Origin of the sequence: Butyrivibrio sp. MB2005, assembly GCF_000424285.1 — a bacterium.
Lineage (GTDB): Bacteria > Bacillota > Clostridia > Lachnospirales > Lachnospiraceae > Butyrivibrio.
The window spans coordinates 151,270-167,050 of sequence record NZ_AUJP01000012.1 but is presented as its reverse complement, the minus strand read 5'-3'; the positions used below and the strand labels follow the sequence as shown (position 1 = coordinate 167,050).

At 43.8% G+C, this 15,781-nt stretch carries 12 protein-coding genes and 1 riboswitch; all 12 genes read right to left on the bottom strand.

Annotated features, from left to right (window positions below; all coding sequences use genetic code 11):
• Positions 1-3: 3 nt before the first annotated feature.
• Positions 4-804: a TrmH family RNA methyltransferase gene (locus tag G610_RS0108490; protein WP_026524453.1), complete on the bottom strand. Its 801-nt coding sequence runs from the start codon at positions 802-804 to the stop codon at positions 4-6.
• 10 nt (positions 805-814) lie between these two features.
• Positions 815-1,948 (bottom strand): N-acetylglucosamine-6-phosphate deacetylase, encoded by a 1,134-nt coding sequence (gene nagA / locus G610_RS0108485; RefSeq protein WP_026524452.1) that lies wholly within the window; start codon positions 1,946-1,948, stop codon positions 815-817.
• A 57-nt stretch (positions 1,949-2,005) separates the two neighbouring features.
• Positions 2,006-2,977: a GNAT family N-acetyltransferase gene (locus G610_RS0108480; protein WP_026524451.1), complete on the bottom strand. Its 972-nt coding sequence runs from the start codon at positions 2,975-2,977 to the stop codon at positions 2,006-2,008.
• A gap of 106 nt (positions 2,978-3,083) precedes the next feature.
• Complete coding sequence (pfkA, locus tag G610_RS0108475; protein WP_026495845.1) at positions 3,084-4,052, bottom strand: 6-phosphofructokinase; 969 nt, start codon at positions 4,050-4,052, stop codon at positions 3,084-3,086.
• A 105-nt stretch (positions 4,053-4,157) separates the two neighbouring features.
• Positions 4,158-7,682, bottom strand: a complete 3,525-nt coding sequence (locus tag G610_RS0108470) for a DNA polymerase III subunit alpha (RefSeq protein WP_026524450.1) — start codon at positions 7,680-7,682, stop codon at positions 4,158-4,160.
• A 3-nt stretch (positions 7,683-7,685) separates the two neighbouring features.
• Positions 7,686-9,422 carry an ABC transporter ATP-binding protein gene (locus tag G610_RS0108465; protein WP_026524449.1) on the bottom strand — a complete coding sequence of 579 codons (1,737 nt, stop codon included), beginning with the start codon at positions 9,420-9,422 and terminating at the stop codon, positions 7,686-7,688.
• A 258-nt stretch (positions 9,423-9,680) separates the two neighbouring features.
• Positions 9,681-10,004, bottom strand: a complete 324-nt coding sequence (locus G610_RS20270) for a LiaF transmembrane domain-containing protein (protein ID WP_051197868.1) — start codon at positions 10,002-10,004, stop codon at positions 9,681-9,683.
• Complete coding sequence (locus G610_RS0108455; RefSeq protein ID WP_026524448.1) at positions 9,997-10,602, bottom strand: hypothetical protein; 606 nt, start codon at positions 10,600-10,602, stop codon at positions 9,997-9,999. The genes G610_RS20270 and G610_RS0108455 overlap by 8 nt, the downstream gene beginning before the upstream one ends.
• 20 nt (positions 10,603-10,622) lie before the next feature.
• On the bottom strand, positions 10,623-10,994 hold the full coding sequence (locus G610_RS0108450; RefSeq protein ID WP_026524447.1) for a hypothetical protein: 372 nt from the start codon (positions 10,992-10,994) through the stop codon (positions 10,623-10,625).
• Positions 10,991-11,536: an RNA polymerase sigma factor gene (locus G610_RS0108445; RefSeq protein WP_026524446.1), complete on the bottom strand. Its 546-nt coding sequence runs from the start codon at positions 11,534-11,536 to the stop codon at positions 10,991-10,993. Before G610_RS0108445 ends, G610_RS0108450 begins: the two co-directional genes overlap by 4 nt.
• A gap of 193 nt (positions 11,537-11,729) precedes the next feature.
• Positions 11,730-12,926 carry a methionine adenosyltransferase gene (gene metK / locus G610_RS0108440; RefSeq protein WP_026524445.1) on the bottom strand — a complete coding sequence of 399 codons (1,197 nt, stop codon included), beginning with the start codon at positions 12,924-12,926 and terminating at the stop codon, positions 11,730-11,732.
• Between the two features lie 150 nt (positions 12,927-13,076).
• Positions 13,077-13,170, bottom strand: a riboswitch (SAM riboswitch).
• Between the two features lie 135 nt (positions 13,171-13,305).
• A complete protein-coding gene (locus G610_RS0108435) occupies positions 13,306-15,690 on the bottom strand; it encodes a Tex family protein (RefSeq protein ID WP_026524444.1) in 2,385 nt (794 codons plus the stop codon).
• Between the last annotated feature and the right edge of the window lie 91 nt (positions 15,691-15,781).

Below are 15,781 nucleotides of genomic sequence, written 5' to 3'. Positions count from 1 at the left end.
ACTTTAATTCCTCCTTTGTCTTGCTGCTTCAAAAGTAAGCACTGCCGCTGATACAGCTGCATTCATAGATTCAACTTTGCCAAGCATGGGAATGAGCACATATTCTGAGGCTGCATCAGCTGCCTCCTTTGTAAGACCATTCCCTTCATTACCTATCATAAAAGCACATGGGCCATGATAATCTATCTCATCATAATTCTTTGTTCCCTTAAGGTGAGCTGCGTAGGTGATAACACCGTGCTCTTTTTCAAGGGCTTTAACTGTTTCAGGAATAGAGTCCACATAAATAAAGGGCATTCTGAAAATAGCTCCCATTGTGGATCTGACAACCTTGGGATTATATACATCTGCCATATCAGAGCTCATTATTATGCCCGTTACTCCGGCGCCTTCGCCGGTCCTGAACATGGTGCCAAGGTTCCCGGGATCCTGAATATTCTCAAGTATAAGAAGCATGGGCTTGTCCTTAAGCATGTCGGACAATTCCCACTGCGCCTGTCTTACAACCGCAAGAACGCCCTGGGGAGTCTTGGTATCTGCCATCTTTTCCATGACATCCTCTGACACCTCTTCTATGACAGCACTGTCAGATGAGCCTATTTCTTCTATAATATATCTGTCATCATCGGATATGTTTTTCATAAATTCCGGTGTGACATACAGCTCTCTAAGAAGGTCTATCGGCACTTCTCTGACCATGCGGATGCCTTCTACTACGAAGACGCCGTCTTCTCTCCTTGCCTTTGCCTTCTTGCAGTATTCTGCTATTTTCTTAACTCTTGCGTTGTTTGTACTTGTAATCATATCCTTACCATCATAATCTCCTGCCCCTTAAGACAACTTGCTTAAGCGTATGGCTGTCCTTGTCTATCAGGAGAAAATCTGCATATTTACCGGTTTCAATGCTTCCTATCATATCATCAGCCTTAACTGATTTTGCTGGATTAATAGTAGCACACCTGACTGCTATCTCAAAAGGAATTCCAATCTCATCTGCCGCTGTCATCATGCAGTCAAAGAGATTGGTGACGCTGGCTGCTATTGTTCCATCAGATAAAAGCGCCTTCTTTCCCTTTACAAAAACCTCGTGACCGCCAAGCTCATAAGTTCCGTCAGGAAGTCCTGTGGCTCTCATGCTGTCGCTGATAAGAACGACTCTGTCCGCACCAAGCAGTGTAAAAGTGTTCCTGTCGACGCTGCCATGATGGTGAACTCCGTCAGTTATAAGCTCTGACATGCACTCCTTATCATCGATTGCGGCTCCAACAGGTCCCGGAGCCCTGTGAAGATAAGGTCTCATGGCATTATAGAGGTGCGTCACATGGTGAGCTCCAAGCTTCATTGCTTCAAGCGCAGTATCATAGTCGCAGTCAGTATGAGCAACGGATATAATGAATTCGTCCTTAAGTTCCTTTATAAAGTCAAAAGCCCCCGGCCTTTCCGGTGCAATATCCACAAGCTTTATCATGCCGCCGCTTCTGTCATTCATCTGCCTTACAAAGTCTGCATCAGGATCGCAGATATCGGAAAGCTCCTGAGATCCCTTCTTTTCAGGAGAAATAAAGGGTCCCTCCATATTTATTCCGATAAAATGTCCCGCATCCTTAGCTGCAGCTTTCCTCGTATCCATGTATTCTTTCGTGGCATCTGCGACTCTCAAAAGCTTTTCCTTGGGAACTGTCATGGTGGTAGGGCATATAGCCGTAACTCCGCAGGATGCCTCGAATTTAAGGAAATCCTCTATAGACTCTGCGGTAGCATCGCAAAAATCGCTGCCCATGCAGCCATGTACGTGAATATCCACAAGCCCCGGAATCACGTAGCAGCCGCTTGCATCCATCACCTCATCGTCAGATGATTTTTCAGAAAAAAACTCACCATCTGTAAAAATATCCTTCTTCGTAAAACTGTAATTCTCGTCAAAAACAAGTCCGCCTTCAATTTTCATACTCTAAACACCTCTATTGTAGTTGCGCCGGCAGCGCAGCCATAAACCCGTCATATTTTAGACTAGATTCATGCTCCCCGCTCTGTATACTCTTTCCTTATGAAAACCGTATTTGCCATAAAAATCCACGATTCCCGTCCAGTCAATGCAGGTATCACGAACCCCCTGCTCCCTTAGGCCGATAAGAGCCTTTGTGAGGATAAGCCCTCCGAGCTTTTTGCCTCTTACAGAGCTTCCTATTCCTATAGGTCCAAGTCCGCCGTTTCTGTCAGCATCCCCGTAGTCATGGGTCATGGAAAAGCCCACAACATCTCCGTCGCTTTCCTGTATCAAAAGAAATACCTGCTTTAAATCACCGCCTGTTTTAATATACTGATCTATCTCAAAATGCCATCTGTCAGGAAATTCTCTAAGTAAGAAGTCCAGAACCTTATCAGCATCCTGCGCTTCCATTCTCTTTACGTGATATCCCTCGCACTTTGAATCATCAAATTCATCCGGCACAAAGTTCTCCTGCATATTGGCAGACATATCATAGTGGTCCTTTTCCCCAAGAGTAAATCCTGCCTTTTTAAAGAATTCCTTCTTTGCATCATCGGGAGCCGGGATTCCGGAAAAGAGATTTCGAAACTCCATGCCAAGCACAACTTCCTTAATGCCAAGCTCCTTCGCCTTTTTGACAGCGGCGTCAAGAAGCACTGAGCCGACACCGCAGCCTCTGTATTCCTCACGGACTGCCAGCATGGTGATCCACATGGTATCGGATAATACTTCCTTCTCATAATACTGAGACAGCTTTGTTATGATAATTCCGGCAGCCTTAGCTACGCCGCCATCTTCTACCTCATAGATAAAAGAAGCTTCAACACAATAATCTGCATCTCTTACTGTATTATCGAGTATTCTCTCATCCGAGAACCACTGGAATTCCTTTGGAAAACTTTTTCTGTAAAGCTTTAGAATATTAGAATCATCGTTACTTTCAATTGCTCTAAGTCTGCCGTTTAAAGTACTTCTTTTTTCATCCATTGGCTTTCCCCCTTTGCGCTTGGATTACTTGTGCCTTAATTGTGTAACCTATGATATAGAAAACTCCCTCCGGAAAATTCCGAAGGGAGCAATAAGCAAATGTAGATTAGAGAATCTTACTGATCTCATACTGATATTCGTTGATAGACTTCTTCATTGCAAGAGCCTCATCGATATCGTAGTCAACAAACTGACCGTTTCTGTAAGCAACTACGCGGTTTGTCTTGCCTGCTGTAAGAATATCAGCTGCATAGCATCCCATCATGGAAGCATATACACGGTCTTTACAGGTCGGGCTACCACCACGCTGCATGTAACCAAGGATAGAAGCTCTGGTCTCAAGTCCTGTAGCAGCCTCGATACGACGTGCCATGGAAGCTGAGTGTCCGATACCCTCTGCGTTAAGGATAATGTGATGTGTCTTACCCTTCTTACGGTTATCAATGATATTGTCGATGATTCTCTGCTCATTGAAGTCGTACTTCTCAGGAAGAAGGATATCATCAGCACCGTTAGCGATTGCGCACCAAAGTGCGATGTAACCTGCGTGACGTCCCATAACCTCAACGATACTTACACGCTCGTGTGAAGAAGATGTATCTCTGATCTTATCAATAGCGTCCATCGCTGTATTTATAGCGGTATCAAAACCGATAGTATAATCTGTACAAGCTATATCAAGGTCGATAGTACCGGGAATACCAATTGTGTTGATTCCCTGCGCTGAAAGCTTCTGAGCACCTCTGTAGGAACCGTCACCACCGATAACTACCATGCCATCGATACCGTGCTTTCTGCAGATCTCGGCACCTTTCTTCTGACCAGCTTCAGTTGTGAACTCCATACATCTAGCAGTTCCAAGGATTGTACCGCCTCGCTGAATAATATCAGCTACGCTTCTGCGGTCCATGTCATAGATTTCTTCATTAAGAAGTCCCTGATAGCCCTTCTTAATACCCTTAACCTTAAGACCGTTTGCAAGGGCCTTTCTTACAACTGCACGAATTGCTGCGTTCATTCCCGGAGCGTCACCACCACTGGTAAGAACTCCAATTGTTTTTATCTCTTTTGCCATAATCGGTATTACCTCTTTACCTAAAAAATATTCTCTTTTTACGTTTATTATATTATCGCAAATTTTTTTCAACTGCAATATCTGAAGGGCTCTAAACCTAAGAATTTAGACAATCTTTACGTTTGCTTCACCAAATATTCCGTTCAGGTTCTCAATTGTCTCTTCATCGGCTCTGATATTGCTTGAAGATGGCAGCTTTTTGATCTGCTTTGTATCTTTCAGGTATATGGCAATGCTGTCTCTGGCGCCCGGTACCTTTTTCCTTGCATCGATAAGGTCATCCAGGGCATCTTTCTTACCTTCATAGTCTCCCATGTCCGCAAACTGGATCCACACGGTTCTTGGAAGTTCGTCAAACAAAGTGATTTTTGAAGCTATAAGCTTAGCCTCTTTATCCTCTTCTGCAGATACTCTTCCCTGTATGAAAACCTTCGCATCCTGATTAAGTCTGCCGGCATTGCCCTCGTATGTCTTGGGAAATACGATGACTTCCACGCTTCCAACCAGGTCTTCAAGGGTTATGAAGGCCATCAGCTGATCGTTCTTGGTATATTTCGTGGTTTTATCTGCGATCATGCCTCCTATGGTAACTGTCTGACCATCGAGAATCGTGGGCATTCCGGTATCTTCATTGATATAAAAATCCGTGGTTGTGGCAGTAATGTGCTTTTTCCACATAGCCTCATATTCTTCAAGAGGATGGCCCGATACGTAGATTCCAAGGACCTCCTTCTCGAATTCCAGGATCATATCCTTAGGATACTCACCAACATCTGGAAGCTTTATCTCAAACTGCTCCTTTACTTCCTTGGGAGCTAAGTCAAACAGGGACATCTGTCCTGCAAAACTGTTCTTATTGCGGTCGTGGAGCTGGTCCATCATCCTTGCATATACATGCATGAACTGTTTTCTTGTGCCGCCAAGACTATCCAGAGCACCTGCCTTTATGAAATTCTCAACGGCGCGCTTATTGACTTCGCCCACATCCATCATGCGCTTAAGGAAGTCGTCAAGATTTCTGAATTTGCCGCCCATCTCACGCTCTCTTACTATGCCCTCTATAATAGGTCTGCCTACACCCTTTATGGATGTAAGAGCGTATCTTATGGCTTTTCCTCTGTATCGCTCATCCTTACTCTCATCGTTATCTTCGAACCTTGCAACGGAGAATCCGGAAAATCCTTCGTTAACATCAGGCGGAAGGACATCTATACCCATATTTCTGCAGGTCATGATGTAATAGGATACCTTTGCCTGGTTATCAATTACAGATGTCATAAGCGCTGCCATGAATTCCACAGGATAGTAGTATTTAAGCCAGGCTGTCTGCATGGCAACAACTGCGTAGCAGGCTGCATGAGACTTGTTGAAGGCGTACTTCGCAAAGTCCATCATGGAATCGTAAATCTGATTTGCAACATCCGCGTCAATTCCCTTGGAAACGCAGCCGGGAACGCCTTCCTCAGAATTACCGTTTACGAAGTTTTCCCTCTCAACCTCCATGACGTGCTGTTTTTTCTTACTCATGGCTCTTCGAACAAGGTCCGCTCTTCCCAGGGTATATCCGCCAAGCTTCTGCACTATCTGCATAACCTGCTCCTGATATACGATACAGCCGTAGGTAGGCGAAAGAATGGGCTCAAGAAGATCCGTCGAATATGTAATATTATTTGCGTCCTGTTTTCCTGCGATATATTTCGGAATAAAGTCCATGGGACCGGGACGATACAAAGAGATACCCGCTACAATATCCTCAAAGTTCTGAGGCTTAAGCTCCTTCATGAAGGAGGTCATTCCCGCACTTTCAAGCTGGAACACGCCTTCACAATGTCCGCTTCCTATAGCATCAAAAACCTGAGCATCGTTATAATCAAGACTGTCTATATCAATGTAATTTGGATCACCCTTCTTTGCACCATTGGTTTCATTGGCAAATCTTGCGGCATCCTTGATTACAGTAAGGGTCCTTAGTCCCAGGAAATCCATCTTGAGAAGTCCAAGCTCCTCGATGGTGGTCATGGTGAACTGGGTTGTGATATTACCTTCCGCAGATCTTGAGAGAGGCACAAGATCCTCTGCCGGAGCAGAACATATAACAACGCCCGCTGCATGAATCGATGTATGTCTTGGCAGTCCTTCAAGCTTCTTACACATATCGATAAGATGGTGAACCTGAGGGTCTGTATCATAAAGTCCTCTTAGCTCAGCATTCATGGACAAAGCCTTTTCAAGGGTCATACCAAGCTCTGTGGGAATCATCTTGGCAAGGTTATCACCTGTACTGTATGGAAGATCAAGCACTCTTGCCACGTCCCTGATAACACCCTTGGGCTGCAGCGTACCGAAGGTAATGATCTGAATTACCTTGTCTGCGCCATATTTCTCGGTAACGTAGTCTATAACTTCCTGTCTGCGTTCGTACTCGAAGTCCACGTCTATATCAGGCATGGATACACGCTCGGGGTTAAGGAATCTCTCAAAGAGGAGATCATACTTAACAGGATCGATATTTGTGATGTGCATACAATATGAAACAACAGAGCCTGCTGCCGATCCACGTCCCGGACCAACTGCTATATCATTCTCTCTGCAGTAGTTGATATAATCCCATACAATAAGGAAATAATCCACGTATCCCATTTTCTGGATTACGGAAAGCTCATAATCAAGCTGCTTCCTGATGGTTCCGTCATCCTCGGGATATCTCTCATTAAGTCCATCAATACAAAGCTTATTTAAATAAGTCCAGGAATCATAGCCTTCAGGGACATCATAGTGAGGCAGCTTTGTTACGCCAAACTCGATCTCCACGTTACATCTGTCGGCAATCTTTTGCGTATTATCAATGGCATCCTGGGCATACTGGAAAAGAAGTCGCATCTCGTCTTCACTCTTGACGTAGTACTGACCTCCTTCATAGCGCATTCTGTCTTCATCGCTAACCTTTTTACCTGTCTGAATGCAAAGCAAAAGGTCGTGGGCCTCTGCATCATCAGCATAGGTGTAGTGGCAGTCGTTTGTGGCAACAAGGGGAATATCCAGCTCTTTACTAAGGGCCATAAGGACAGGGTTCACCCTCTGCTGCTCAGAAATACCATGGTCCTGAAGCTCAAGGAAAAAGTTGCCGTGGCCGAAAATCTCATCATATCTTCTGGCTGCTGCCCTTGCTTCCTCTATATCGCCTCTTGAAATCGCCTTGGGAATCTCACCAGCAAGGCAGGCAGAAAGGCAGATAATTCCCTCATGAAACTCCTGCAAAACTTCAAGGTCAACGCGGGGCTTATAATAATAACCTTCTGTAAAACCTCTGCTGACAATATGCGACAGATTCTCATAGCCCTTGTTGTTCTCCGCAAGAAGCACCAGATGGTAGTATCTGTTCTCACTAACACCTGCTTCCTTCTCAAAACGGGAACCGGGAGCCACATAAACCTCGCACCCGATGATGGGCTTTATCCCTGCATCCAGCGCAGCTTTATAAAAATCGATAACGCCGTACATGACACCGTGATCCGTGATGGCTCCGGCCGTCATGCCAAGCTCCTTTATCCTTTTTACATATTCTTTTATCTTGTTAGATCCATCCAGAAGTGAATACTCTGTATGGACGTGCAAATGTGCAAATGACATGTATTACGCCTCTCCTACCTGCATCTTATAATACTTTGCATAGATTCCGTTCTTTTCAAGAAGAGTCTTATGATCGCCTTTTTCCTGTATTCCATCAGAATCAAGGACTATGATCTCATCAGCATTTCTAATAGTAGAAAGTCTGTGAGCTATGGTAATGGTGGTTCTTCCTGCCGAAAGCTTATCAAGTGACTGCTGTATGTATTTCTCTGACTCATTGTCCAGAGCACTCGTAGCTTCATCCAGAATCAGGATAGGCGGGTTCTTTAGGAAAACTCTGGCAATTGATATTCTCTGCTTCTGTCCGCCTGAGAGTCTCGTACCTCTCTCCCCTACTCTGGTGTCATATCCATTAGGAAGAGATGAGATAAACTCGTCAAGATCGGCCTTCTTTGCAGCTTCTTTTATTTCCTCAAAGCTTGCGCCCTGTCTGCCATAGGCGATATTCTCTCTTATTGTTCCATTAAAAAGATACACGTCTTGCTGTACAATACCAATGACACCTCGAAGAGATTTCTGTGTAAGGTCTCTTACGTCATTGCCATCAATTTTTACAGCTCCCTTATCTACATCGTAAAATCTTGGAAGAAGCGAGCAAAGTGTGGACTTTCCGCCGCCCGAAGGGCCGACTATGGCCACTTTTTTGCCTGCATCCACGTGAAGATTTATGTGACTGAGAACCCTCTCTTCATCCTCATCATATGAAAAAGAGACATTCTCGTAATCAACGGTTCCTTTGCACTCGGTGATTTCCTTCGCATCAGGCTTATCCTGAATCTCAGGTATCACATCCATAACTTCCCTGAATCTCTGGAAGCCTGCTGCCCCCTTCTGAAGCTGCTCTGTAAACTCAATGAGCACGTTAACAGGAGCAATAAATACATTAATATATAGGGCATAAACCGCCAGGTCCTCCACGGACAAAGTTCCCTTTGCAATGAAAAGACCACCGAAAACTATTACCGCAATGTACATCAGACCTTCAAAGAAATTGTTGCCTGACTGGAAAAGCGCCATCGTCAGGTAGTTGGCTTTCTTTGATTCAAGGAATGCTTCGTTGCTCTCATCGAATTTTGCTTTCTCGATATCCTCTCCCGTAAAGGACTTAACCACGCGGATTCCGCCAAGGGTGTCCTGAAGTGAAGAGTTGATGCCTGCTATCTTTTTCCTGTTATCAAAGAAGGTCCTTCTCATGATGCCGTTTTGTCTGAAAGAGAAAACAGCCATACATACCACGATGACCGCAAGTATAAGGGTCATCTGCACATTCATTGTCATGAGAATAATGAAGGAACCTGCAAGCTTCACTACAGATATAAAGATATTTTCAGGGCCGTGGTGTGCCAGCTCCGAGATGTCAAAAAGGTCAGACACCAGCTTACTCATCATCTCGCCGGTGTTGTTTTTGTCATAATATGAAAAAGAAAATCTCTCAAACTGATCAAAGAGATCTCTTCTCATGCCGGACTCCATCCTTGCTCCCATCATGTGTCCCTGATAGGTTACATAATGCTTACAAAGTGATCTTACCGTGTACATAATAAGAAGCCCGATTGCCAGCTTTATTACTCCTGCCACGATTTTCTCCGGAGTATCAAGGAAAAGAGTCTCCCTAAGCACCCTTAGGAGCTGCGGAAAAACCAGATCTATAAGCGACAAAATAGATGCTGCCACCAGATCCAGCAAGAATACGCCAATATAAGGTTTATAATATGGTACAAATTTTTTAAGTAAATCCATGCTGTTAACTACCTCTTTATTTCAAGTCAAAACCATGTTTGCTGCTGTATCTTAACGCAAATTTAGTTATGTAAAAACTCACTGTCACCTATCAAATATACCATGTTTTCCCCACTAACTGTTACGTCTTTTAAAATAAAAAACCTCCTGTTAAGGGCTGACATACTACTTATCTTCAGTCCATAACCGGAAGGTTTTTCTCATGAATTATTTATCTGTAATTCTATTTAAAAATTTCTATATCTTACTTCATATGTCTCACTCGACATATATATGTCCCCAGCCTGCCTTCATGCACATATCCGCAAAGGCCATCATCATTGAGAATAATCCCATAATGATTATCATAAAAGCCCCGGCTTTATCATAAACGAAATTTTGATAATACTTATTTGATAAAAGAATTTCTATTCCTAAAGCAATCAGTATTAAGGGCCACATAGTAAGAATCCATTCATAGGTGAAAAGATTAAAGGCCGTATGCAAAATGAAGAGAATACCAAAGCCCACAAAGCACAGCCCTGTTGTGATAGTTCCTACACGGTGAATCCTTACATAAGAATTATAACTATTCTCAGGCATCCTTTCTCTCTCCTTCCTGTGGTATCGGCTGACTTATCTGCATAGAGTTATCTGTAAGATATAAGGTCTTCTTTTTTCCAATTATCAGCTTTATTCCCACAATTACGATGACAACTGCGACAACCAGCTTAGGGAATGAATATAAAAGATGCAGAATGTACGCAGCACCGCGACTATTTGCCATGGAAAGTGCTTCCTCCAGGTATTCACTTATAGGATTCCATACAAGATCCCAAATTACAGCCATGCCACCAAGTATCAATACCCATGCACCTATTGTGCGGGCGGTTCCGGAGCTTATCTTAAGTCCTTTTCCATCCACAAGCTCGTTCCAGAAATAGTCATCCTCAAGATTTATGAACAGTTCCGGTCTGCAGGTGGTCAGATTTCTCGCATGGAAAAATCCGTAAAACCACATAAGAAGCGGCACCACAAGAAACAGATCACTAAGATCAAAAAAGGCAATAAGCCCAAAGCTGATCATAAAAACGCTCATCATGCTAAATCCCATTTTGGTAAATCCCATGTACATCTCAGATGCACCGGGCAAAAACGCACATAAAAAATTGAAAAAACCTCTCTTTTGTACTGGTCTCATATTTATTCCTCCATCCTCAATCAATTATTTCCTATTTCAAAAGAAGAAACTGCTTCACTAAACAAATGCTTATTAAGTAGCTCCGATACATAGCCTGTCTTTTCATTGCCAGCATTTTCTTCACCGCTCTGCTCGGACATTTCCCTGATAGTGTTAAAACCACTGCTGTTTGATATGGCCGGTATCAAAAACATAAAAAGAATCGCAGCAGCCATAGCCATACATACCTGAAATCTGAACCTGGCGTACTCTCTTTTCCTGACCTGAAAGGAGATTACCTTCAGCACCGATTCCTCAAAATCCGGAGGAGCCTGCACCATGCTTGATTCTTCCGTCGAAGATATGAGCTTTTCTAATTCTTCATCGCTTAAATAATTAAAATCTTCATTCATGCTTCAAGCCACTCCTTTCCACAGTTTTTCTTTAGCATCTCCCGGGCTCTGTAAATCCTTGTCTGTACTGTTTTAAGATTCGAACCCTTTTCCTCTGCAATCTCTTTTGCTGTTCTCCCACCTATAAAATGCTCCTTTGCAATGTCGCTGTAACCCTCCGGAAGGTCTTCACAGTATCTTGTAAAACTGTTTATCACATCCTCTGCTTCGTAAATATCAGAAGGATTTTTGCTGATTGATGAGCTTGTAATTCCGGGTCCTGCTTTGGGTTCAGGCATCTCTTCTTCTGCTGTGGGAACCGCCCTGTTTGCTGCACTTCTTAGATAATCCGTACATTTATTGGCAGCGATTCTCGATAGCCAGGCCTTCTCATTTGTTCCATCAAACTTATCCATGTGCGTATATGCCGACAAGAAGGTTTCCTGAGCTATGTCTTCAGCAGTAAAATAATCTCCGGTCATTCTAAGGCAGATGGAAAAAATAAGATTTTTGTACTGCTGCATCCAAAGTATTAACTTTTCCTGTGCGTCTATTTTTTCCACCTCCCTTCAGCTTTTTTCATCTCTCATATTATATAACGGGGACAGATTCAAAAAATCTTCAGGATTACAAAATTTTTTCAAAAGATTTTTCTATAGATTTTCAAACAATACAAAAACACCCACTGCACTGATATCTCAGCGTAGTGGGTGTCATAAAATCAACTACTATATTATAGAAGCCTTATTAAACGACTTATGCGTTAACCTTGCTCTTAAGCTCGTCAACCTTATCTGTCTTCTCCCAAGGAAGGTTGAGGTCGTTGCGGCCAAAGTGTCCATAAGCAGCTGTCTGCTTGTAGATAGGACGACGAAGGTCGAGCATCTTGATGATTCCTGCAGGACGAAGGTCGAATGTATCACGAACTGCGTTTACAAGAGCCTCGTTTGAAACCTTACCTGTGCCAAATGTATCAACAAGAACTGATGTAGGCTGTGCAACACCGATAGCGTATGAAAGCTGAACCTCACACTTATCAGCAAGACCTGCAGCAACGATGTTCTTAGCAACATAACGTGCTGCGTAAGCACCTGAACGGTCAACCTTTGTGCAGTCCTTACCGGAGAAAGCACCGCCGCCGTGACGAGCAGCTCCGCCGTAAGTATCAACGATGATCTTACGTCCTGTAAGACCGGCATCACCCTGAGGTCCGCCGATTACGAAACGGCCTGTAGGATTGATATAGATCTTGGTGTTGTCATCAACCATAGCGCTGTCTACAACTGCATCGATAACATACTTTCTGATATCCTCGTGGATTTGCTCCTGAGTAACCTTCTCATCATGCTGAGTAGAAACAACGATAGCCTCAAGTCTAACGGGCTTGCCGTTCTCATCATACTCAACAGAAACCTGGCTCTTACCGTCTGCTCTAAGATAAGGAAGAGTTCCGTTCTTACGAACCTCTGTAAGCTTTCTTGTAAGCTTGTGAGCAAGTGAGATAGCGTAAGGCATAAGCTCCTCTGTCTCGTTTGTAGCATAACCGAACATCATACCCTGATCGCCGGCACCGATTGCCTCGATCTCCTCGTCAGTCATCTTGTTCTCTCTAGCCTCGATAGCCTTATCAACACCCATTGCGATATCAGCTGACTGCTGGTCAAGAGCAACCATAACTGCGCATGTGTTACCATCAAAGCCCTTCTCTGAGCTGTCATAACCGATCTCTACGATAGTGTCTCTTGCGATCTTTGCATAATCAACAACAGCCTTGGTTGTGATCTCACCTGTGATAAGTGCAAAACCTGTGCAAGCTGTTGTCTCACAAGCAACACGGCTCATGGGATCCTGTGCAAGGCATGCATCAAGGATAGCATCAGAGATGTTATCACAGATTTTATCGGGATGTCCCTCAGTAACTGACTCGGAAGTGAAAATAAACTTTTCGCTCATTTAAAAATCCTTTCTGCGCATTTGCGCTCTGAAAAAAATTAATTAGTAAAGTCCGCTGTGCGCGAAGCAAAGCGGACCTGATAACAGATAATCAAATCCTCTTATTGCTCGCAGATCCTACCGCTAATATAAAGCAATGCGGTACAGGGTCACTTACTCACTACGCTCAGGTTGGCACCTTCCGGTTGTCCGGGGTTGCCGTGGCTTCACAGATCCTATGTATCTCCACCACTCTGAATAAGAGAAAATTACAATATGGAATTTTCATATCTTTGAGATACAATACTATATAAATCTCATTCTTGCAATAGGGTTATTGAATAAATTTCTCTTTTCTGAAAAACTCATTCATAAATCCATCAGGCATAAAGAAAGTTTCTTACTTTTTGTTAATTTTCATAGTAAGACCGATTCTCTGCTTCTTAAGATCAACCTCGATAACCTGCACATCTACTATGTCTCCGACACTTACGGCATCAAGAGGATGTTTGATGAAGCGGTCTGTGATCTGGGAAATATGTACGAGACCGTCCTGATGCACACCTATATCAACAAAGGCACCAAAGTCTACGATATTTCTTACAGTTCCCTTAAGGATCATTCCGGGCTTTAAGTCCTTCATATCCATTACATCGCTTCTAAGAATAGGAGCAGGCATGCTCTCTCTGGGATCTCTTGAAGGCTTCTCAAGCTCTGAGAGGATATCTGTAAGTGTGATTTCACCTACGCCAAGCTCCTCTGCAAGCTTCTTCTTATCTCCAACCTTCTTAAGAAGACTTCCGCCAACTGCTGCCTTGCTAACCTTTGCTGCGCCGTTGTCATTTGCCTTCTCTTTTGATGACGGAGCTGAGTCTGCTCCAAGGCTTGTTCCGTTAAGAGCTGCCGCAAGGGCTGCACCCATAGCTGTGCTTGTATTCTTTATGAAAACCTTCTGCTCTTTTTTCTGCTTCTTGGCAGGCTTCTGATCAGCCTTGCCATCGTTTTTCTTTGCAGCGCTTATATCCTTAGCTGTCTTCTTCTGAGCTTCGCGGACATCTTCCATGGTAAGTCCAAGCTTATCCATGAGCTTTTCTGCTGCTTCGTAGGACTCAGGATGCACGCTGGTGTCATCAAGAGCATTTTTACCGTCGTGGATTCTGAGGAATCCTGCGCACTGCTCGTAGGCCTTGGGTCCGAGCTTTGGAACCTTAAGGAGCTGATCTCTGCTCTCGAACTTACCGTTGGCTTCTCTGTAATCTACGATGTTTTTAGCGATTACCTTGCTGATTCCTGAAATATATGTAAGTAGCGGTGCTGATGCAGTGTTAAGATCAACACCTACCTTGTTAACACAGTCTTCTACCACGCCTGAAAGAGCTTCGCCCAGCTTTTTCTGGTTCATATCATGCTGATACTGACCAACACCTATGCTCTGAGGGTCGATCTTAACAAGCTCTGCAAGAGGATCCTGAAGTCTTCTTGCGATGGAAGCAGCACTTCTTTGTCCTACGTCAAACTGAGGGAACTCCTCTGTTGCAAGCTTACTTGCCGAATATACTGAAGCTCCTGCTTCATTTACGATAACGTACTGAACAGGCTTATCAAGTTCCTTTATAAGCTCAACAATTACCTGCTCTGATTCTCTTGAAGCAGTTCCGTTACCGACTGAAATAAGGTCAACGTCGTATTTTTTGATGAGCTTTTTAAGCTCTGCCTTTGCCTCTTCTACTTTGTTCTGAGGTGCTGTGGGATAGATAACCTTGGTATCAAGGACTTTTCCTGTGGCATCAACAATTGCAAGCTTACAGCCTGTTCTGAAAGCAGGGTCCCATCCAAGAACTGTTTTCCCTGCGATAGGAGGCTGCATAAGGAGCTGCTCAAGGTTCTTACCAAATACGGTGATAGCGCTGTCTTCAGCCTTCTCAGTAAGCTCGTTTCTGATATCTCTCTCGATTGCGGGAGCGATAAGTCTGTCATAGGAATCCTTGCAAACAGCCTTAAGAATAGGTGTTGTCTCGGCATTATCCTTAGTAATTGTCTTGGTCTCGAGGAATCTTAAAATCTGCTCCTCGGGAGCTGTGATCTTAACTGTAAGGAATTTCTCAGCTTCTCCTCTGTTAAGAGCAAGAACTCTGTGTCCAAGAATCTTGTTTACAGGCTCCTCGAAGTTGTAGTACATCTCGTATACGCTCTCTGCCGTTTCATCCTTGGCAGTAGATGTAACAAAGCCCTGATTCCAGGTCTCCTCACGGATGTATTTTCTATAATCGGCATCATCGGAAATCTCTTCAGCGATGATATCCATGGCACCCTGAATGGCTTCCTGAATATTTTTAACTTCCTTCTCAGGATTTACGTAAGGAGTAGCCTCCTCCACAAGAGTCTTTGTGGTCTCCTGAGCACGGATGATATCAGCAAGGCCGTCTAAGCCCTTTTCTTTTGCAACAGAAGCACGGGTCTTTCTCTTAGGTCTGTAAGGTCTGTACAAATCCTCAACAGCTACCATGGTCTCAGCAGCTATGATCTTTGCCTTAAGCTCATCTGTGAGCTTGCCCTGTTCCTCAATGCTGGCAAGAACCTGCTCTTTTTTCTCCTCAAGGCCTCTTAAATATGTAAGGCGCTCTCCAAGAGTTCTGAGCTGTTCGTCATTAAGTGAACCTGTTACCTCCTTACGATATCTGGAAATGAAAGGTATTGTGTTGCCCTCGTCGATAAGTCCGACTGCTGCCTCTACCTGCCATTTCTTTACGCCAAGTTCCTCAGTGATCTTCTGTAAAATGTCCATTTATGTAGTACTCCTTGATCTAGATTGAAATGCATTCCCGTTTTTCTGAAGAAAAACAGTAATCTATTGTATTACTATACTATAAATTCCG